This is a genomic window from Alphaproteobacteria bacterium (assembly GCA_005883305.1).
In the GTDB taxonomy this organism is placed as follows: domain Bacteria; phylum Pseudomonadota; class Alphaproteobacteria; order Sphingomonadales; family Sphingomonadaceae; genus Allosphingosinicella.
This window is the reverse complement of record VBAC01000001.1, coordinates 1030236-1050497: the sequence shown is the minus strand read 5'-3', so window position 1 is coordinate 1050497 and position 20262 is coordinate 1030236. Positions and strand designations below refer to the sequence as shown.

The following is a 20262-nucleotide window of genomic DNA, read 5'->3' as shown; positions in this document are numbered from 1 at the left end:
GCCAAGACGAGCCTTACTGATCCAGGAAGCTCCGCATTTTCCTCGAACGCGAGGGGTGCTTGAGCTTGCGCAAGGCCTTCGCCTCGATCTGCCGAATACGCTCGCGCGTCACCGAGAATTGCTGCCCGACCTCCTCCAGCGTGTGATCGGTGTTCATGCCGATGCCGAACCGCATCCGAAGCACGCGCTCCTCGCGCGGCGTCAGGCTCGCCAGCACCCGGGTCACCGTCTCCTTCAAATTGGCCTGGATCGCGGCATCCACCGGGATCACCGCATTCTTGTCCTCGATGAAGTCGCCGAGGTGGCTGTCCTCCTCGTCGCCGATCGGCGTCTCGAGGCTGATCGGCTCCTTGGCGATCTTCATCACCTTGCGGACCTTCTCCAAGGGCATGGAGAGGCGCTCGGCCAGCTCCTCGGGGGTCGGCTCGCGGCCGATCTCGTGGAGGATCTGGCGGCTGGTCCGAACCAGCTTGTTGATCGTCTCGATCATGTGCACCGGGATTCGGATCGTGCGGGCCTGGTCGGCGATGCTCCGCGTGATCGCCTGGCGGATCCACCACGTCGCGTAGGTCGAGAACTTGTAGCCGCGGCGATATTCGAACTTGTCGACCGCCTTCATCAGGCCGATATTGCCCTCCTGGATCAGGTCCAGGAACTGAAGGCCGCGGTTGGTGTATTTCTTGGCGATCGAGATGACCAGGCGAAGGTTCGCCTCGACCATCTCCTTCTTGGCGATCCGCGCCTCGCGCTCGCCTTTCTGGACCTGGTTGACGATCCGGCGGAACTCGCCGAGGCTCATTCCGGTCGCCTGGGCGATCTCGGCGATCTCGGCGCGGATGCGCTCGATCGCGCCGCGCTCGGCCTCGCAGAAGGCGGTCCATTTCCGGTCGATTCCGCAGACCCGCTCGGCCCAGCCCTCGTCGAGCTCGTGGCCCATATAGGCTTCGAGGAAGGCCCGGCGCGGCACCTTGTGGCGCTCGGCGAGGCGGAGCATCTGGCCGCCGAGCGTCGTCAGGCGCCTATTGTAGCTGTAGAGCTGGTCGACGAGATATTCGATCTTCGCGCCGTGGAACTGGACGCTCTCGACCTCGGCGGTGAGCTGCTCGGAGAGCCGGTGATATTTGCGCTCGTCGGCCGGGGGATAATCGGCGCCGGCGCTCATCGCGTCCATCCGCGCCACCTGGAGCTTCGAGAATTTCTTGTAGAGGTCGGTGATCGCCGCGAACTTTTCGAGCGCGGCGGGCTTGAGCGTCTCCTCCATCTGGGCGAGCGAGAGCGTGTTGTCCTCGTCCTCCTCCTCGACCGGGCGCTGGGCGCGCCGCTCGAGCAAATTCTCCTCGTCCTCGTCGACCTCGGCGGGGGCCTCCTCGGGCTCCTCTTCCTCCTTGAAGGTGGGGCCCGCGGTGCTTTCCGAGATGGTGCCGTCGCCGTCCTCCTCGGCGCCCTCGACCTGCTCGGCGGTCGGCCCCTTGGAGAGCATCGCCTCGAGATCGAGGATCTCGCGCAGCTGCATGTGGCCGTTGTTGAGCGCGTTCGACCATTCGATGATCGCGTTGAAGGTGATCGGGCTCTCGCACAGGCCCCAGATCATCGTGTCGCGGCCGGCCTCGATGCGCTTGGCGATGGCGATCTCGCCCTCGCGGCTGAGAAGCTCGACCGCGCCCATCTCGCGCAAATACATGCGGACGGGATCGTCGGTGCGGTCGACCGTTTCCTTCTTCTTCTCGAGCACGAACGTCTCGACCCCGTCGCCGGTCTCGTCGAGCCCGCCGTCCGGCTCCGCCGGCCCGTCGTCCTCGTCCGCCTCCTCGTTCTCGACGATGTTGACCCCCATCTCCGAAAACGCCGACATCACGTCCTCGATCTGCTCGGAGGACATCTGGTCCTGCGGCAGGGCCTCGTTGATCTCGTCATAGGTGATGTAGCCGCGCTTCTTGGCGCGGGCCATCAGCTTCTTGAGGGAGGCTTCGTTGAGGTCGATGAGCGGGGCGTCGCCGCCTTCCGTCTTCTCTTCCGTTTCCGCCGTGTTCGTCTTCGCCATTTATCAGCCTTAATCCAGGTTGCAGGCCCTAGTCCCCGCCGGCCTCGAACAATGTCGCGAGCTGCGTATCTGCCTCGTCGCGCGCCTCCCGGAGCCGCTGCTGCTCCCGAAAGGCCGCCTCGTCGCCTTCATCCTTCAGCCGCGCCGTCGCCGCCGCCAGCGCAGCGTCCAGCCCGGGCCGTGCGGCCAGCGTCTCGATCGCCAGCGCCAGGTCGCGGCAGGCGCGCTCCGGCTCGGCATCTCGTCGCGTGAAGGAAAACCCCAAAGTTCGTTTCCGGCCGAGCTCCTCCAGCAAAGCAGCCCCGCCACGCTGGGCCAATATGGTATTGAGCGCCTCCGGATCAAGCGTGGCGTTCTCTACCTAAGCAATCAGCCTTCAGCCTCATCGAACTGACTCAAGGAATATGCCTTCTCCAGAAGCGTCATTCGCTGTTCACGCACTGCTTGGCGCTGTAGCTCGATGGCGTCATAGCTTGCCAAAGTCGGGTCCCGAACGACCGCTGCATTCAGGCTCGCAAGCTCCTCATCGAGGCTGCGTTCTTCGTTCAGGAATTCGAGCAGCCCCGTTAATCGCCGCATCGCATCCTCAGGTCGCACCAGCGCGCGCATGTGCGGAAATCGGAGATCGTACTGCATGTCCAGCCGTTGGGTGGGACTGATCTTGATCGTATCAAGGGCATTTTGAATCCCGTCAGCGTCCAGCGAAGGCTTCCTGATCGCCGCTTCGACGAGCGTCTCACGCCATGTCTGGAGATCGTAGTGATCCATTTGGATGGCTCCGACGGCTTCAGTATGGGCAACCACGACCTGCGGAAAGCAGCTCAGGCCATAAAGCGCTGAGCGGACGAACAGGTTCATTAGGTATCTGTTTCCCCTCGGCCCAGTTTTTAAAATGGAGCTGGCAATTACCTTCCGTTCCTTCCCCTTCCAGCCGAACTCGTCCCAGAAGAGGCCATTGAGCGCACGGCGATACTCGTCCTGCAACACCTTGCCGGAGCAAGTTTCGGCCAGAGCATTTAGACGCAGACGAAGCGACGCGCGGGCCTCGGGAGTCGCCGTTTCGCCCCGGCTGACCTCGCTTCTATAGAGCACCTGCACCAAGGGCGTGCGGTTGCCGAGCACTGCTTCCAACTCAGGTCGACCGCCGCGCCTGACTACGTCGTCCGGATCCTCACCCTTGGGCAAGGCCGCGAAGTCGAGCGACTTGCCCTGAGCTAGGATTGGAAGAGCGCGGTAAGCGGCGCGGACGGCAGCCTTTTCGCCGGCGGAATCTCCGTCGAAGCAAAGAATGGGGACGTCAAGTAGACGCCAGAGAAGCGCCATCTGATTCTCAGTCAGGGCCGTTCCCAACGGGGCAACCGCTTCCGCAATGCCGGCTTGGTCGAGCGCAACCGCGTCCATCTGTCCTTCGACGACGACGACCCGCTTGGTTTTCCGGCTGGCCGGCCCCGCCTGATGGAAATTGAACAAGGTCCGGCCCTTGTCGAATATTGGCGTATCTGGCGAATTGAGATACTTCGGCTCACCTTGCCCCAGGATGCGTCCTGAAAAGGCAATGCACCGACCGCGAGGGTCACGAATCGGGAACATCAACCGACCTCGGAATCGATCGTAGGGCTCTTTGCCTGCCTCATCCGGCTGAATGAGAAGTCCGCACTCGACGAGCTTCTCATTCCCAAATCTCTTGAGGGCAGCCTTGAGTTTACCCCGACTGTCAGGTGCAAAACCAAAGCCGAATTTTCGGCGGGTCGGTTCGCCAATCCCCCGCTGCCCCAAATAAGCGCGCACCTCGCTGCCTTCGACTCCGTTCAGCTGCTCGCTGAACCATTCGGCGGCCGCCTCCATCACCTCGTAGAGACCGGCGGCCAATTCAGCCCGCTCTTGTGCTCTGGGATCAGCGGCGGGAACCTCCATCCCAGCGGCATCGGCGAGCTCTTTCACTGCATCGATGAACGAAAGGCGGCGCTGGTCGGTCAGCCAGCGGATCGCATCGCCATGCGCTTGGCAGCCGAAGCAATGGTAGAAGCCCTTCTCGTCGTTGACGTAGAAACTGGGGGTCTTTTCGTTGTGAAATGGACAGCAGGCTTTGAATTCGCGCCCAGCCTTCGTGAGTTTTACGCTCCGTCCGATGAGACCGGACAAGGGGGTGCGCAAGCGAAGTTCGTCAAGAAATTGGGGAGTCAAACTCACTGGACCGACCCAAGGTTGTGCGTACGGGCGCAATCGGGACTGCCGCAACGAAGGCGGGCATCAAAAAAAATCATAGCGCGGGCACCACCCCTTCAACCCGCCCGAGCGCTCAGGCCGACTCCGATTCCAATACGCTATGTATCACGAGGTTGCGAAATTCGCACGTCGAAGAAATAGCAGATTTCTGCCATTTTTCGAGAAGTGGCCGCCCAACCAGAGAGATCGCGAGATCAGCTTTGGATCCGTCGGGCGGCATCCGCAGCGCGCGAAGTGCTAGCCCAGCCGCGCCTTCACGGCCAGGCTGGCCTTGGACATGTCCAGCTGGCCCGCGTGGCGCTCCTTCACCACGGCCATGACCCGGCCCATGTCCTTGACGCTCGCCGCGCCCGTCTCCGCGACGATCGCATCCACCGCCGCGGCCAGCTCCTCGTCGGACATCTGCCTGGGCAGGAAATCCTCGATCACAGCAACCTCGGCGGCCTCGATGTCGGCCAGCTCCTGGCGGCCGCCCTTCACGTACATGTCGATCGATTCGCGGCGCTGCTTGACCATCTTTTGCAGAACCTCGGTAACCAGAACGTCGTCCCCGGGCGCATTGGCGGCGCCGCGAAGCTCGATGTCGCGGTTCTTGAGCGCCGCCTGGATCAGGCGGATCGTGTCTCTTTTGGGGGCGTCGCCGGCCTTCATGGCGCCGACCAGCGCCTCTTTGATGGTGTCGCGAATCATGGCTCTCGTGCGGGCTGAACGGGAAACCGCCAGCATAAACGCACGGGCTCCCTTTTAATAGATTGACGCTGCCCGGCGCCCTCTCTAGCGGACGAGCCTTAGCGACATCGCCAATCTCGACAAGGATGCCCGCCGCCATGGCCGACGCCACCAGAACGCCTGCGCCTAAAGGGGCCACAGGCGTATTGGTCCTGGCCGACGGCAGCACGATCTGGGGCAGGGGCTTCGGCGCGGAAGGGCAGGCGGTCGGCGAGGTCTGCTTCAATACCGCGATGACCGGCTATCAGGAGATCATGACCGATCCCTCCTACGCCGCCCAGATCATCACCTTCACCTTCCCGCACATCGGCAATGTCGGCGCCAATTACGAGGATCTGGAGGCGGGCAATCCGTTCGCTTTGGGCTGCGTGGTGCGGCAGGACGTGACCGATCCCAGCAATTTCCGCGCGGCGCAGGGCTTCGTCGAGTGGATGCGCTCGAACGGGCGGATCGGGATTTCAGGCGTGGATACCAGGGCGCTGACGCGCAGGATCCGGACGGGAGGGGCGCCCAACGGGGTGATCGCCTATCGCGAGGACGGGCGGTTCGATGTTGCGGCGCTGCTTGAGAAGGCTCGGGCCTGGCCTGGCCTGGAGGGGATGGACCTCGCGAAAGAGGTGTCCTGCCGACAGATGTACCGGTGGTCGGGCGGAAAGTGGCGGCTCGGCGAGGGCTATGAGGAGGGCGCACACGACGAGGCGCTGCCTCACGTCGTGGCGATCGACTACGGCTCCAAGCGCAACATTTTCCGCAACCTCGCCGACGCCGGCGCGCGGGTGACCGTTCTGCCCGCCACATCGACCTTCGAGGAGGTGATGGCCCACGAACCCGACGGCTTCTTCCTCTCCAACGGCCCCGGCGATCCCGCCGCGACGGGGGAGTACGCGGTGCCGGTGATCCGTCAGCTGCTGGAAACCGGCAAGCCTTTGTTCGGCATCTGCCTTGGCCACCAGCTCCTCGGCCTGGCCGTTGGCGCGAAGACGACCAAGATGCACCAGGGCCACCGCGGTGCCAACCACCCGGTCAAGCGGCTGGAAGACGGCCGGGTCGAGATCACCAGCATGAACCACGGCTTCGCGGTCGAGCGCGAAAGCCTCCCGGACAATGTCCGCGAAACCCACGTCAGCCTGTTCGACGGCAGCAATTGCGGCATCGCACTGACCGACCGGCCGGCGTTCAGCGTGCAATATCACCCGGAGGCGAGCCCGGGGCCACAGGACAGCACGTATTTGTTCGAGAAGTTCGTGGAGCAGCTTCGGTGATACGGCCGGCATTTCTCCTAATCATGACGGCGTCGTGCGTAAGCCCGGAGTCGGCCGATAGTTCGGCAGAGCGCGAAGCCAAGCTTGCGCGCATAACTGACGAATGTGGATTGCCCCGGTCGTCGCTGCGCTTGGTTTCCGGAAGGCTGCGCGTTCAGCCTCCGGCAAATGCTCGATATGAAGCCGTCGACTGCATGCTCGACAAACTAAGACAAAGTGGCGAGTGGCGAGGCGCCGGCATGGGCTTCGTTGGAAACGAGGCTCCGGTGACTAGCAATGCCACGTCGAACTGACATCTCCTCCATACTCGTCATCGGCGCCGGGCCGATCGTCATCGGCCAGGCGGCGGAGTTCGATTATTCGGGCAGCCAGGCCGTGAAAGCCCTCAAGGAGGAGGGCTATCGGGTCATCGTCGTCAATTCCAATCCGGCCACAATCATGACCGATCCGGAGCTCGCGGACGCGACCTATGTCGAGCCGGTGACGCCGGAATATGTCGCGGCGATCATCGCCAAGGAGCGGCCCGACGCGGTGCTTCCGACGATGGGCGGGCAGACGGCGCTCAACACCGCGCTGGCGCTCTACAAGGACGGCACGCTCGACAAATATGGGGTGAAGCTGATCGGCGCCGACGCCGAGGCGATCGAGATGGCTGAGGACCGGCTCAAGTTCCGCGAGGCGATGGACCGGATCGGGCTCGAAAGCCCGCGCTCGGCGATCGCCCACAGCGTCGATGACGCCATGGCGGCGCTCGATACGATCGGCCTGCCGGCGATTATCCGGCCGAGCTTCACTCTCGGCGGCACCGGCGGGGGCATCGCCTATAACCGGGAGGAGTTCGCCGAGATTGTCGCCGGCGGCCTGGAGGCCTCGCCGACCACCGAGGTGCTGATCGAGGAATCGGTGCTGGGGTGGAAGGAATATGAGATGGAGGTGGTCCGCGATCGCGCGGACAATGCGATCATCATCTGCTCCATCGAGAATGTCGACCCGATGGGCATCCATACGGGCGATTCGATCACCGTCGCCCCGGCGCTGACGCTGACCGACAAGGAATATCAGATCATGCGCAACGCGAGCATTGCCGTGTTGCGCGAAATCGGCGTGGAAACAGGCGGTTCCAACGTCCAGTTCGCAGTCGATCCCAAGGACGGACGACTGGCGGTGATCGAGATGAACCCGCGAGTCAGCCGCAGTTCGGCGCTCGCGTCCAAGGCGACCGGCTTCCCGATCGCCAAGGTCGCGGCGAAGCTCGCGGTCGGCTACACGCTCGACGAGATCCAGAACGACATCACCGGAGTGACGCCCGCCTCGTTCGAGCCGACGATCGACTATGTCGTGACCAAGATCCCGCGCTTCGCCTTCGAGAAGTTCAAGGGCTCCGAAGCCTTGCTTTCGACGTCGATGAAGTCGGTCGGCGAGGTGATGGCGATCGGCCGCTGCTTCGAGGAAAGCCTGCAAAAGGCCCTGCGGGGGCTGGAGACGGGGCTGATCGGCCTCGACGGCGTGCGCGAATTCTACGGCGCCTCCAGGGACGATATCCTCGCCGCTCTGGCCCTGCCGAGCCCCGACCGGTTGCTCGTCGCCGCCCAGGCCCTGCGCGAGGGCCTGACGGTCGAGGAGGTGCACGCGGTCACCAGATACGACCGCTGGTTCCTGGAGCGGATCGCGGCGCTCGTCGAGGAGGAAAACCTGATCTGCCGCGACGGCCTTCCGCGCGACGCCGACGGCATTCGCCGGCTGAAAGCGCTCGGCTTCTCCGACCGCCGGCTCGCCGAGCTCAACCTCAAATCGGCCAACGTCGCCGGCGGCGCGGTCAAGACCAGGGCGCGCGGCCACGGGCTGATTCACGACGCGGTGAAGGCGATGATCGGCGCGACGACCGAGGACGAGGTGCGGCGCTTTCGCCATAAGCTTGGAGTCCGTCCCGTATTCAAGCGGATCGACACCTGCGCCGCCGAGTTCGAGGCGAAGACACCCTACATGTACTCGACCTATGAGGCGTCGAGCTTCGGCGAGCCCGAGGACGAGAGCCAGCCTTCGGACCGCAAGAAAATCGTCATCCTCGGCGGCGGGCCGAACAGGATCGGGCAGGGGATCGAGTTCGACTATTGCTGCGTCCACGCCGCTTATGCGCTGAAGGAAGCGGGCTTCGAGACGGTCATGATCAACTGCAACCCTGAGACGGTGAGCACCGATTACGACACCTCCGACCGTCTCTATTTCGAGCCGCTGACGGTCGAGGACGTGCTCGAAATCCTCCATGTCGAGCAGAGCCGGGGAACGCTTCATGGCGTCATCGTCCAGCTCGGCGGGCAGACTCCGCTGAAGCTGGCCCAGGCGCTGCACGATGCCGGCATCCCTATCCTCGGCACCTCGCCGGACGCGATCGACCTCGCCGAGGACCGCGAACGCTTCGCCAAGCTGGTCGACCGGCTCGGTCTCAAGCAGCCCAAGAACGGCATCGCCAGGAGCCGCGACGAGGCGCTGAAGGTCGCGGAGCGGATCGGTTATCCGGTGCTGACCCGGCCCTCCTACGTGCTCGGCGGGCGGGCGATGGAGATCGTCGATTCCGCGGTCCAGCTCGAGGACTACATCCACACCGCGGTGCAGGTGTCGGGCGACAGCCCGGTGCTGATCGACCAATATCTGCGCGACGCGATCGAGGTCGACGTCGACGCGATCTGCGACGGCACCGACGTGGTCATCGCCGGAGTCATGCAGCATATCGAGGAGGCGGGAGTCCATTCGGGCGACAGCGCCTGCTCGCTGCCGCCCTACAGCCTTTCCGACGAGATCGTCGGCGAGATCGAGCGGCAGGCCGATGCGCTGGCCCGGGCGCTGGGCGTCGTCGGGCTGATGAACGTGCAGTTCGCTGTGAAGGACGACGTCGTCTATCTGATCGAGGTCAATCCGCGCGCCAGCCGCACCGTCCCCTTCGTCGCCAAGGCGATCGGGACGCCGATCGCCAAGATCGCGGCGCGGGTGATGGCGGGCGAAAAGCTTGCCGATCTTCCGCCGATCGACAGGAACGTCGCCCATATCGCGGTCAAGGAAGCGGTGTTTCCCTTCGCCCGCTTTCCCGGGACAGACCCGGTTCTCTCACCGGAGATGAAATCGACCGGGGAAGTGATGGGAATAGCGCGCGATTTCCCCACAGCATTCCTCAAATCGCAGCAGGGCGCGGGCCTCGATCTTCCGGTTTCCGGCTGCCTCTTCGTCTCCGTCAAGGACGGCGACAAGCCGATCGTGGTGCCCGCGGTGCGAGCGCTGATCGGCCTTGGCTTCGGCGTGATCGCAACCGGGGGCACCGCGGACTATCTGCAGGACGAGGGGCTGGCGGTCGAGCGGGTCAACAAGGTGGCGCAGGGGCGGCCGCATATCGTCGACCGGATCAAGGATGGCGGCGTCCACATCATCTTCAACACCACCGAAGGCTGGCAGAGCCACAAGGATTCCGCCTCGATCCGCGCTTCGGCCGTTCAGCAGAAGATTCCCTATTTCACGACCGCGGCGTCGAGTGCTGCAGTCGCCCGCTCGATCGGGGTGCTCAAGGACCATGGCCTTGAAGTACGCGCGCTCCAGGACTATTATTCCGCCTCCAGAGCATGATCCCGCGACAATCGAAGCCGAGATCAGGCGCTGCGTGAAGCAGCGTCGCTGCAAACAGTTTTTGGAACGAAAGGCGTGAGTGAATGGCGACGGTCGACAAGCTGCCGATGCTGGCGGAGGGCTACGAAAAGCTCCAGACCGATCTGCGTCACCTGAAAACGGTCGAGCGTCCGTCGATCATCGACGCGATCGAGGAAGCGCGCGGCCATGGCGACCTTTCGGAGAATGCCGAATATCACGCCGCCAAGGAGCGCCAGGGCCAGGTCGAAGCGACGATCGCCGATCTCGAGGACCGGATCAGCCGGGCGATGGTGATCGACCCGACGAGCTTGTCGGGGGACAAGGTGGTCTTCGGAGCCACCGTGCACCTGCTCGACGAGAACGAGAACAAGATCAAATACCAGATCGTCGGCGAGACCGAGGCGGACGCCAAATCCGGTCGTATCAGCTACGCCTCGCCGCTCGGCCGCGCGCTGATCGGCCGTTCGAAGGGCGAGGAGGTCGAATTCTCCGCGCCTTCCGGCGACAAATATTACGAGATCAAGAAGATCGAGTTCATCTGAGCCGCCCGACCAGGTTTTTATGTCGCATCGCTGGCGCGGAAAACCGGTTCCCACTTTTCCGCACGCTGCTTCTGAGGAACGGACGAATGCGCCCGCCTGACAGCTGGTCGAAGGCCCGCGTGACGCTCGCCGTCGTCGCGGTGACGAGCCTTGCCTGGCTTGCGGTGGCGGTGCTGCAGCTCAATGCCGAGGCGGCCGTGTGGGGCGGGTTCATCCCGAGACGCCTTGCCTTCATCGGTCGGGACGTCGGTCTGGCGCCATTCTGGATCACGCCGCTGACTGCGACCCTGGTCCACGCGAACCTGATACATATCCTCTTCAACATGGTGATGCTGGTCTTTTGCGGCCGGCCGGTCGAGGCGGTGCTCGGCCGCATCAACTTTGCGATCATCTACCTGCTCGGCGCCTATGGAGCCGCGACGGCGCAATATTTCGCCGATCCTTCGGCACTCGTCCCAATGGTTGGGGCGAGCGGCGCGATCTCCTCGGTGCTCGGAGCCTATGCGATGCTGTTCGGCCGCAACAAGGTGAAGGTCGCCAGCCCGCGCCTGGCGCTCCTGCTCAACGCCCTGTGGCTGCTCGCGGCGTGGATCGGCCTCAGCCTGATGCTCGGCATCATCCTTCAGGGCGGCATGATCGGCGGCAGCGCGATGAGCCTTGCCGTCGCCGCGCATGTCGGCGGCTTTCTGGTCGGACTGATCCTCGCCAATCCCCTGCTGCTGTTTCGCTACCGCAAGGCTTGAGCCTATGGCCCTCCCCCTCAAGGGGAAGCGCTTCAAGACTTCGGCGCCTCATCCGGCTCGAGCAGCCGGTGGAGGTGGACGACGACATATTTCATCTCGGCGTCGTCCACCGTCCGCTGGGCCTTGCCGCGCCAGGCGTCGAGCGCGCTGGCATAATCGGGGTAGAGGCCGACCATCTCGACCGTCGACAGGTCGAAATCGAGGCCGCGCGGATCCTTGACGCGGCCGCCGAACACGAAGTGCAATTTGCTCATGACGCCGACCGCCTAGGGGAGGGCGGGATCACGCGCAACCCAAGCGCTCAGGACTTGCCGGTGACCGCTTCGGTGACCGCCTCGGTCACGGCCTCGCCGACCTTCTGCGCCGCGCGGGCGCGGATTTCGTCGATCTGGTCGCGGCCCGCGTCGAGGCCCTTCTGCACGGCGTCGCGCGCCGCGCCGGTCAGGCGGCGCCCGGTCGTGCCGAGCAGTTGCTCCTCGCGCTCGCTGCGCGGCAGGAGCGTGGCGAGCAGGGCGCCGACGGCGAACCCGCCGACGACGGCGGCCACCGGATAGACGGCGAGTTGCTCGCCGGCCTGGCGAGTGGCGTCGGCCGCGCGGGTGCGCGCCGTCTCATAAGCGGTGGCGGTCCGCTCGCGCGCCGCATCGAGCGCACCGGCGGCCCGGTTGCGGGGCCGGCCCGCCTGGGGGGATTCGGGCTTGTCCGACCGAGGGGGCATCAACCTACTCCTTCTCTCAACTTTACTTTCTTGCCGGATACCGGCTCCAGGACGTTGAACCTGTCACTCGCGGTTTCGATCCGGGTGGTGATCAATTCCTCGCCTTCTTCCTCGCCTTCGTCGCCCGAAACGAGCTTGCCGATACCCCGCCTGATCGGCTCGCGGGCGAGGAACAGGCCGAGCGCGCCGAGCACGGCCGCGACAGCCGCGGGATGCTTCTTCGTCGCGTCGAGCGCGCCTTCGGCGAGGTCGGCGCTCTTGCCCTTGACCCCGTCCCAGGCTTCGCCGGCGAGGTTGGCCGGCTTCATCCGGTGCTGGAGCGCGCCGATCGTGCTGTCGAGACGCGCGCGCGCTTCCCTGACCTTGCGGCTCGCCTGCTCGACGCGCTCGGCGCTCATGACGTCTCTCCGCGCTTGCGGGCAGCCGCTTCCTCCTCGCTGCCGCTCAGCGCCTTGAGGCCCGCCGCGCCGGAGCGGATCAGCAGGAAGGCGACCAGAGCCAGCGCCGCCGCGAGGATCAGCCCCGCGAGGAGCGGGCCGGTGAGCGCGGCGAGGCCGAGCACCGCGCCGAGCGTCAGCGCGATGAGCGCGGCGAGCAACAGGGCGGCGCCCGCGCCCAGCAGCACCATGCCGCTGCGCGCGCGGCCGGCGCGGTGGACCGCGATTTCCCGGCAAAGGTCGATCTCGGCCCGCGCATAGGCCTTGCCGTCGTCGATCAGACGCCCGAACAGGTCGCTGATCGATTCGTCGCGGGGATCGCCGGCCGGCCCGTCCAAGCTCAGCCCTTGCCGCCGCGTCCGCCGCGTGCGTCGTCGAGGCCGGTCTTGATCACCCGCATCAGGGCGAAGCCGGCGACCGCGGCGATGCCGATCGCCACCGCCGGGCTTTTGCGCACGAAATCGCGCGTGTCGTCGAGCAGATCGTCGACGCTCTTGTCGCGGACTCGGCCCGAGAATCCGGCGACCGCGTCGGCGGCCCGGTGAGCGTAGCGGCCGTAATCCTCGCCGAGCCGCTCGTCGACCGAGCGTGCGGCATCCTTGATCACTTCGCTGAATTCGTCGAGCAGGCCTGCGGCGCGGCCCTTGCCGCCGTCGGCGAAGCCGCGCAGGCGGTCCGTCGCGGTGCCGCGAAGGCTGGTCACGTGATCGCGCACCTGATTGACGAGGCGGTCGGTGCCCTTCGCGTCGTCGGCGGTGGCGACGAAGCCGCCATTGCCCGAGCCGCCGCCATTGCCGGCGCCGGCTTTGCTTGATCCCGAGGCGCCCTGGACGACGTGATCGGTGCCTTCGGGTAGTGCGGGTTGACGAGGGGGCATGGCTAATCTCCACTGCTGCGGATGGGTGAAACGTGCCCATCCAGAACACCCGTCTCGCGCGATCCGTTCCGGGCCCCGGCCGGGAAAGTTGCGCGTCTGGCGGCGGGCCGATATGCGACCCTCAGCCCCCATAGACCATAACGAGGCCGCAACAAAATGACCGCGATCATCCACGTCCACGGCCGCCAGATCCTCGACAGCCGCGGCAATCCCACGGTCGAGGTCGAGGTGCTGCTCGAAGACGGAAGCCTGGGCCGCGCCGCCGTGCCTTCGGGCGCGTCGACGGGCGCACATGAGGCGGTCGAGAAGAGGGACGGGGACAAGAGCCGCTGGCTCGGCAAGGGCGTCGGCCAGGCGATCGAGGCGGTGAACGGCGAGATCGCCGCCGTCGTCTCCGGGCTCGAAGCGGAGGACCAGGCCGAGATCGACGCCGCGATGATCGAGCTCGACGGCACTAAGAACAAGTCGCGCCTCGGCGCCAATGCGATCCTCGGCGTCAGCCTCGCCGCGGCCAAGGCGGCGGCGGAGGCGCGCGGCCTGCCGCTCTACCGCTATGTCGGCGGAGTCTCGGCGATGACCCTGCCGGTGCCGATGATGAACATCCTCAATGGCGGCGCCCACGCCGACAATCCGATCGACTTCCAGGAATTCATGGTCGTGCCGGTCGGCGCGCCGGATTTCGCCGAAGCGCTGCGCTGCGGCTCGGAGATCTTCCACACGCTGAAGAAGGGCCTGCACGACGCGGGCCTGTCGACCGCTGTCGGCGACGAAGGCGGCTTCGCACCCAACCTCGCCTCGGCTCGCGACGCACTCGACTTCATCATGACGTCGATCGACAAGGCGGGATACAAAGCCGGCGACGACGTCATGATCGCGCTCGACTGCGCGGCGACCGAGTTCTTCAAGGACGGCGCTTACCGGATGGACGGGGAGGGGCGGAGCCTCTCGCCCGATGAAATGGCCGCGTACCTTGCCGAGCTCGCCGAGGCCTATCCGATCGTGTCGATCGAGGACGGCATGAGCGAGGACGACCTCGCCGGCTGGAAGGCGCTGACCGACCGGATCGGCCACCGCATCCAGCTCGTCGGCGACGATTTGTTCGTGACCAACCCGAAGCGGCTGGCGATGGGCATCGAGCAGGGCCTTGCCAATTCGATCCTGATCAAGGTCAACCAGATCGGAACGCTGACCGAAACGCTGGAGGCGGTTTCCGCCGCTCAGCGCGCGGGCTACACCGCGGTGATGTCGCATCGCTCGGGCGAGACCGAGGACACGACCATCGCCGACCTCGCCGTCGCCACCAATTGCGGGCAGATCAAGACCGGCAGTCTCGCCCGGTCCGACAGGCTCGCCAAGTACAACCAGCTGCTTCGGATCGAGGAGGAATTGGGGCCGGTGGCGATTTATCCGGGCCGAAGGGCTTTCCGCAGCCCGACTCGCTAATCCCACGATCTGCCGTATTTTTGTGGGTATCTCCGCAAAGGGCTTGATTCCTTTCGCCTTTGCTGATTCTGTGACCGCTCGATGACGGTGGGGCGCAATCCTTTGATTCTTATCCGGCGGGCGGCTTGGCCCGCGGCCGGAATGCTGGTCATCGCCTACTTCCTGGGCGCAGCCGTGGTCGGCGAAAATGGCGTGCTGGCCTGGGGCGATTATCGCCATGCCCGGGCCGAGCGAGGCGCGCGGCTTGCGCAGCTCGAGGCCGAAAAGGCGCGGCTTGCGCACCGCTCGGCGCTGCTCGATCCGGCCCATGCCGATCCCGACCTCGCCGACGAACTGGTGCGCAGCCAGCTGGGCTATGTGAGGCCCGACGAGGTGATCATTCCGATGGATCCGGCGCCTTCCGCACAGCCGGCCACGGCTCGCCGCCCTTAACCTTCGCGACTGCCAAGCTGGTTCCAGCCCTCGCCACCCGAGAGGGTATGCTTGACGGCGCACCGGTCTCCCCGCGGCACCCGTTGCGCCCTCCCGCGTTTGCCGTCATAGAGCCGCGAGCCAAGCGACAAGAGGAGAAGGCCGGGAATGGCCAGGGCAGCCGCGCCGAAGGGCGCCGTGAAGAAAGCAGACGCTCCGGCGCCGCCTCAGACCCCCAACCGAGAGCGTCCGCCTGAGCCCAGGCGCTACCAGGCCTCCAGGCAAGAGCTGCTCGATTATTACAAGCAGATGCTGCTGATCCGCCGCTTCGAGGAGCGTGCCGGCCAGCTCTACGGCCTCGGCCTGATCGGCGGCTTCTGCCACCTTTATATCGGCCAGGAGGCGGTCGCGGTCGGGCTTCAATCCGCGCTCGAGCCGGGCAAGGACAGCGTCATCACCGGCTATCGCGACCATGGCCACATGCTCGCTTACGGCATCGATCCCAAGATCATCATGGCCGAGCTGACCGGCCGCGCCGCGGGCATCTCGCGCGGCAAGGGCGGCTCGATGCACATGTTCTCGACCGATCACAAATTCTACGGCGGGCACGGCATCGTCGGCGCGCAGGTGAGCCTCGGCACCGGCCTCGCCTTCGGCCACAAATATTCGGGCGACGGCGGCGTGTGCCTCGCTTATTTCGGCGACGGCGCGGCCAACCAGGGCCAGGTCTACGAAAGCTTCAACATGGCCGAGCTGTGGAAGCTTCCGATCATCTTCGTGATCGAGAACAACCAATATGCGATGGGCACCTCGGTCAACCGTTCCTCGGCCGAAGACCAGCTCTACAAGCGGGGCGAGAGCTTCCGGATCAACGGCCTTCAGGTCGACGGGATGGACGTGCTCGCCGTGCGCGGCGCGGCCGAGACCGCGCTGGAGTGGGTGCGGGGCGGCAAGGGACCGATCCTGCTCGAGCTCAAGACCTACCGCTATCGCGGCCATTCGATGTCCGACCCGGCCAAATATCGTTCCCGCGAGGAGGTGCAGGCGGTGCGCGACAAGTCCGATCCGATCGAGGCTGTGAAGCGCGAGCTGGAGAAGGCCGGGGCGAAAGAGGAGGACCTCAAGGCGATCGACAACGAGATCAAGAAGATCGTCGTCGAGGCCGCCGACTTCGCAGAGCAGGCGCCAGAGCCCGAGGCCGCCGAGCTCCACACCGACGTGCTGGTGGGGAGCTACTGATGGCGATCGAGCTCAAGATGCCGGCGCTCTCACCCACCATGGAGGAGGGCACGCTCGCCAAGTGGCTGGTCAAGGAAGGCGACACTGTCTCCGCCGGCGACATTCTCGCCGAGATCGAGACCGACAAGGCGACGATGGAATTCGAGGCGGTCGACGAGGGGCGGATCGCCAAGATCGTGGTGCCCGAAGGCAGCGACGGGGTAAAGGTCGGCGAGGTTATCGCGATCATGGGCGAGGAAGGCGAGGCGGTGTCCGCACCGGCGCCCGCCGCCGAGCCGGAAAAGAAGATCGAGCAGCCGAGCGATCAGAAGACCGAGGTTCATTCGGACGTCACGCCGCACCAGATGGAGACCGCCGCGCGCGATCTCGTCACCGCCGTCGCCCACACGCACGACGACCCGGACGTTCCTGCGGGCACCGAGCTGGTCAAGACGACGGTCCGCGAGGCGCTTCGCGACGCGATGGCCGAGGAAATGCGCGCCGACGAGCGGGTCTTCGTGATCGGCGAGGAGGTCGCCGAATATCAGGGCGCCTACAAGGTCACCCAGGGGTTGCTCGACGAGTTCGGCGCGAAGCGCGTGATCGACACGCCGATCACCGAATATGGTTTTGCCGGCGTCGGCACCGGCGCCGCGATGGGCGGCCTGCGCCCCATCGTCGAGTTCATGACCTTCAACTTCGCGATGCAGGCTATTGATCATATTATCAATTCCGCCGCGAAGACCAATTATATGTCGGGCGGGCAGATGCGCTGTCCGATCGTCTTTCGCGGGCCGAACGGCGCCGCGGCGCGGGTCGGCGCCCAGCACAGCCAGAATTACGGGCCCTGGTACGCCGCGGTGCCCGGGCTGGTGGTCATCGCGCCCTATAGCGCGGCCGACGCGAAGGGCCTGCTGAAGGCTGCCATTCGGTCTGAAGACCCGGTCGTATTCCTCGAAAATGAATTGCTTTATGGGCAAAGCTTCGAGGTTCCAAGAATCGACGATTACGTCCTTCCGATCGGCAAGGCGAAGGTCGTTCGCGAGGGCAAGGACGTTACGCTCGTCAGCTACTCGATCGGCGTCGGCGTCAGCCTCGAGGCCGCCGAGCGACTCGCCGCCGAGGGGATCGAGGCCGAGGTGATCGATCTACGAACGCTTCGGCCGCTCGATCGCGCGACCGTTCTCGCCAGCCTCAAGAAGACGAACCGCATGGTGTGCGTCGAGGAGGGCTGGCCGACCTGCTCGGTCTCCGCCGAGCTGATGGCGATCGCGATGGAGGACGGCTTCGACGATCTCGACGCGCCGGTGTTGCGCGTCACCGACGAGGACGTGCCGCTGCCTTATGCCGCGAACCTCGAGAAGCTCGCGCTGATCAAGGTCGGCGACGTCGTCGCCGCGGCGAAGAAGGTGCTCTACCGCTGACCGTCGCGCTCGACGCCGATCGCCAGCTCATCCTTGCCTATGCGGCGTCCTCCGCCCGGCCCGCGCTTGAGGCCCTCTGGCGTCTTGACGCCACCCTGGGCGCCGTCCTCGCCGCCGGCCGCGATTCCATGGTGAGCCGCATCCGCCTCGCCTGGTGGCGCGAGGCGCTCGATCGCCTCGATTCGGATTCGCCGCCTCCCGAGCCCGTGCTCCGGGCGCTCGCCGCGCAGGTCTTGACGCGCGGCGTGAGCGGCGGGGATCTGGCGGCGATGGAGGAGGGGTGGGCGGAGTTGCTGACCGACGGCCCGTTGGACGAGGCGGCCCTTCGGGCTTACGCACGCGCTCGGGGCGAGCGGCTGTTCCGTCTCTCGGCGCGCGTGTTGGATTCGGATGAGAGTGGGCTGGCCGAAGCCGGCGCGCGCTGGGCCCTGGTCGATCTTGCCCGCCGCAGCAGCAATCCGGTGGAATCGCGCGCGGCGATCGATCTGGCTCGGCGGATCGACGATCGAGCCACGCGCAAGCCGGTGCCGCTCGCTCTCCTTGCTTTGCTTGCCAGGCGGGACATCGATCGCGGCCCCTATTCTTGGGAAAGGCAGGGATCTCCGGCCCGAATGCTGCGGCTCATGCTCCATCGCTTGATCGGATGACGGCGGCGTCTTGACTCGTCTCGACTTTTTGTTTCCCGTTGCTCGAAGCTGTTGGAACGAGGGAGGACGGGATGCTGCGAAAGGCGGCCGGGGCCGGTTCTTTATTGCTGTTGGGTGTCGCGGGGTTCTTCATCTGGAAGGGAATGGCTCAGGGCGAGGCGATGACCATCGCCGAGGCGCCGGAACAGGCGGCCGCCGCCCCCTCGGATCCAAGCAGGCCGCCCGCGCCGCCATCTGCCGACGAGCGAACGCGCGAGCAGAGGCGCTTCGACCGCGCCGACAGGGACAATGATGGCCGAATCACTCTGGCCGAGCTGACCTACCCGCGCCAACGCGCCTTCCAGCGGCTGGACTCGGATCATGACGGGCGCCTCTCCTTCGAGGAATGGGCTGCGCGAACGCTTCAGAAGTTCGCCGGCGCGGATTCGGATCACGACCGCGCGCTGACCCGCGCCGAGTTCGCGACCACCGCGCCACGCCGACGCACGCCAGCGCGGCAAGCCAGGTGCAATTGCGCGCAGCAGGGGGCGCCCGCGGCCCGGGCGGGCGACGGCGACGAGAATTAGAGCGCGGCCCGCCAAGTCTCGAGGTCGTCCGCCGCGCGGCTGGTATAGAGCTTCTTGCGGTCGGCCTTTTTCGTCTTCGGCCCTTCGAGTGGGGGCATCAGGCCGAAATTGACGTTCATCGGCTGGTAGCTCGCCGCGTCGGCGCCGCCGGTAATGTGGCCGAGCAGCGCGCCGAGCGCTGTGGTCGGCGGGGGAGGGGCGAGCGCCTTGCCCTCCAGCTCGGCGGCGGCGAAGCGCCCCGCCATCAGGCCGACCGCGGCGGATTCGACATAGCCTTCGCAGCCGGTGATCTGGCCGGCGAAGCGAATGTGCGGCGCCTGCTTCAGCCGCAAGGTGGAATCCAGCAGCTGAGGGGAATTGATGAATGTGTTGCGGTGCAGCCCGCCGAGCCGGGCGAATTCGGCATTCTCCAGCCCTGGAATGGTGCGGAACAGCCGCACCTGCTCGGCATGCTTGAGCTTCGTCTGGAAGCCGACCATGTTCCACAAGGTGCCGAGCTTATTGTCCTGGCGAAGCTGGACCACGGCATAGGGCCAGCGCCCCGTCCTGGGGTCGTCGAGTCCGACCGGCTTCATCGGTCCGAAGCGCAAGGTATCCTCGCCGCGCGCCGCCATCACCTCGATCGGCATGCAGCCCTCGAAATAGGGGGTGTCCTTCTCCCACTGCTTGAACTCGGTCTTCTCGCCGTCGAGCAGCCCCCGATGGAAGGCGAGATACTGCTCCCTGGTCATCGGGCAGTTGATGTAGTCCTTGGTCTCGCCCTTGTCCCAGCGGCTGGCCATCCAGCAGATGTCCATGTCTATCGTGTCGCGGTGAACGATCGGCGCGATCGCGTCGAAGAATGCGAGCGCTTCCGCGCCGGTCGCCACGCCGATCGATTCGGCGAGTCGAGCGGCGGTCAGCGGCCCGGTGGCTACAATGGTCGCGCCGGAGTCGGGGAGGGCGTCGACCCGTTCGCGGACGATCTTGATATTGGGATGGGCGTTGAGCCGGGCGGTCACCTCGGCGGAGAAGCCGTCGCGATCGACCGCCAGCGCGGAGCCCGCCGGGACCTTGTGCGCGTCGGCCGCCGACATGATCAGCGAGCCCAGCGCGCGCATTTCCGCATGGAGCAGGCCGACGGCATTGTTCTCGGCATCGTCCGAGCGGAAGCTGTTCGAGCAGACCAGCTCGGCGAGCGCGTCGGTCTGATGCGCGGCAGTCATCTCGCCCGATCCGCGCATCTCGGTAAGGCGGACGGCGATCCCGGCCTCGGCGAGCTGCCAGGCGGCTTCCGACCCGGCGAGGCCGCCGCCGATGATGTGGACTTGGCTGGACATGGCGGGTCAGATAGGCGCGGATCGGT

The 20262-nt window shown here is 65.7% G+C and carries 19 protein-coding genes; 10 read left to right on the top strand and 9 right to left on the bottom strand.

Translation table 11 applies throughout. The features are described from left to right. Positions 1-13: 13 nt before the first annotated feature. The 4 genes from rpoD to E6G92_05170 form a co-directional block, all read right to left on the bottom strand. Positions 14-2041, bottom strand: a complete 2028-nt coding sequence (rpoD, locus tag E6G92_05185) for an RNA polymerase sigma factor RpoD (protein ID TMJ19198.1) — start codon at positions 2039-2041, stop codon at positions 14-16. A gap of 28 nt (positions 2042-2069) precedes the next feature. Then, entirely contained in the window at positions 2070-2336 is a 267-nt protein-coding gene (locus E6G92_05180) for a hypothetical protein (protein ID TMJ19197.1), read from the bottom strand. A gap of 74 nt (positions 2337-2410) precedes the next feature. Then, positions 2411-4231: a DNA primase gene (locus E6G92_05175; protein ID TMJ19196.1), complete on the bottom strand. Its 1821-nt coding sequence runs from the start codon at positions 4229-4231 to the stop codon at positions 2411-2413. 273 nt (positions 4232-4504) lie between these two features. Continuing rightward, positions 4505-4957, bottom strand: coding sequence for a GatB/YqeY domain-containing protein (locus E6G92_05170; protein ID TMJ19195.1), 453 nt, complete (start codon positions 4955-4957; stop codon positions 4505-4507). Between the two features lie 137 nt (positions 4958-5094). Between E6G92_05170 and carA the strand changes: the two genes are divergently transcribed. The 4 genes from carA (at position 5095) to E6G92_05150 (ending at position 11176) form a co-directional block, all read left to right on the top strand. After that, the gene (carA, locus tag E6G92_05165) at positions 5095-6258 is read left to right on the top strand and encodes a glutamine-hydrolyzing carbamoyl-phosphate synthase small subunit (GenBank protein ID TMJ20718.1); all 1164 of its coding nucleotides are present in this window, start codon (positions 5095-5097) and stop codon (positions 6256-6258) included. Between the two features lie 276 nt (positions 6259-6534). Further along, complete coding sequence (gene carB / locus E6G92_05160) at positions 6535-9870, top strand: carbamoyl-phosphate synthase large subunit (GenBank protein TMJ19194.1); 3336 nt, start codon at positions 6535-6537, stop codon at positions 9868-9870. 83 nt (positions 9871-9953) lie between these two features. Continuing rightward, the gene (gene greA / locus E6G92_05155) at positions 9954-10433 is read left to right on the top strand and encodes a transcription elongation factor GreA (GenBank protein ID TMJ19193.1); all 480 of its coding nucleotides are present in this window, start codon (positions 9954-9956) and stop codon (positions 10431-10433) included. A gap of 119 nt (positions 10434-10552) precedes the next feature. Next, entirely contained in the window at positions 10553-11176 is a 624-nt protein-coding gene (locus E6G92_05150) for a rhomboid family intramembrane serine protease (GenBank protein ID TMJ20717.1), read from the top strand. 32 nt (positions 11177-11208) lie between these two features. Here E6G92_05150 and E6G92_05145 read toward each other — a convergent pair whose 3' ends face one another. The 4 genes from E6G92_05145 to E6G92_05130 are packed head-to-tail and all read right to left on the bottom strand — an operon-like array spanning position 11209 to position 13248. Next, a complete protein-coding gene (locus E6G92_05145; GenBank protein ID TMJ19192.1) occupies positions 11209-11430 on the bottom strand; it encodes a DUF4170 domain-containing protein in 222 nt (73 codons plus the stop codon). Positions 11431-11477: 47 nt separating this feature from the next. Next, on the bottom strand, positions 11478-11894 hold the full coding sequence (locus E6G92_05140) for a hypothetical protein (protein TMJ19191.1): 417 nt from the start codon (positions 11892-11894) through the stop codon (positions 11478-11480). After that, positions 11894-12292: a DUF3618 domain-containing protein gene (locus E6G92_05135; GenBank protein TMJ19190.1), complete on the bottom strand. Its 399-nt coding sequence runs from the start codon at positions 12290-12292 to the stop codon at positions 11894-11896. Before E6G92_05135 ends, E6G92_05140 begins: the two co-directional genes overlap by 1 nt. Beyond that, positions 12289-13248 (bottom strand): hypothetical protein, encoded by a 960-nt coding sequence (locus E6G92_05130; GenBank protein TMJ19189.1) that lies wholly within the window; start codon positions 13246-13248, stop codon positions 12289-12291. The genes E6G92_05135 and E6G92_05130 overlap by 4 nt, the downstream gene beginning before the upstream one ends. Before the next feature lie 116 nt (positions 13249-13364). Here E6G92_05130 and E6G92_05125 point away from each other — a divergent pair, with 116 nt between their 5' ends. The 6 genes from E6G92_05125 to E6G92_05100 all read left to right on the top strand — a co-directional run bounded on the left by E6G92_05125 (position 13365) and on the right by E6G92_05100 (position 18917). Then, a complete protein-coding gene (locus E6G92_05125; GenBank protein TMJ19188.1) occupies positions 13365-14651 on the top strand; it encodes a phosphopyruvate hydratase in 1287 nt (428 codons plus the stop codon). 105 nt (positions 14652-14756) lie between these two features. Further along, positions 14757-15083 carry a septum formation initiator family protein gene (locus E6G92_05120; protein TMJ20716.1) on the top strand — a complete coding sequence of 109 codons (327 nt, stop codon included), beginning with the start codon at positions 14757-14759 and terminating at the stop codon, positions 15081-15083. A gap of 147 nt (positions 15084-15230) precedes the next feature. Further along, positions 15231-16301 carry a pyruvate dehydrogenase (acetyl-transferring) E1 component subunit alpha gene (pdhA, locus tag E6G92_05115; GenBank protein TMJ19187.1) on the top strand — a complete coding sequence of 357 codons (1071 nt, stop codon included), beginning with the start codon at positions 15231-15233 and terminating at the stop codon, positions 16299-16301. Beyond that, positions 16301-17704 (top strand): pyruvate dehydrogenase complex E1 component subunit beta, encoded by a 1404-nt coding sequence (locus E6G92_05110; GenBank protein ID TMJ19186.1) that lies wholly within the window; start codon positions 16301-16303, stop codon positions 17702-17704. Before pdhA ends, E6G92_05110 begins: the two co-directional genes overlap by 1 nt. Next, positions 17701-18351 carry a hypothetical protein gene (locus E6G92_05105; GenBank protein ID TMJ20715.1) on the top strand — a complete coding sequence of 217 codons (651 nt, stop codon included), beginning with the start codon at positions 17701-17703 and terminating at the stop codon, positions 18349-18351. Before E6G92_05110 ends, E6G92_05105 begins: the two co-directional genes overlap by 4 nt. Before the next feature lie 71 nt (positions 18352-18422). Continuing rightward, positions 18423-18917, top strand: a complete 495-nt coding sequence (locus tag E6G92_05100) for an EF-hand domain-containing protein (protein ID TMJ19185.1) — start codon at positions 18423-18425, stop codon at positions 18915-18917. Here the strand turns inward: E6G92_05100 and E6G92_05095 are convergent. Continuing rightward, positions 18914-20236, bottom strand: coding sequence for a methylenetetrahydrofolate--tRNA-(uracil(54)-C(5))-methyltransferase (FADH(2)-oxidizing) TrmFO (locus E6G92_05095; GenBank protein TMJ19184.1), 1323 nt, complete (start codon positions 20234-20236; stop codon positions 18914-18916). The genes E6G92_05100 and E6G92_05095 overlap by 4 nt on opposite strands. Positions 20237-20262 lie beyond the last annotated feature (26 nt).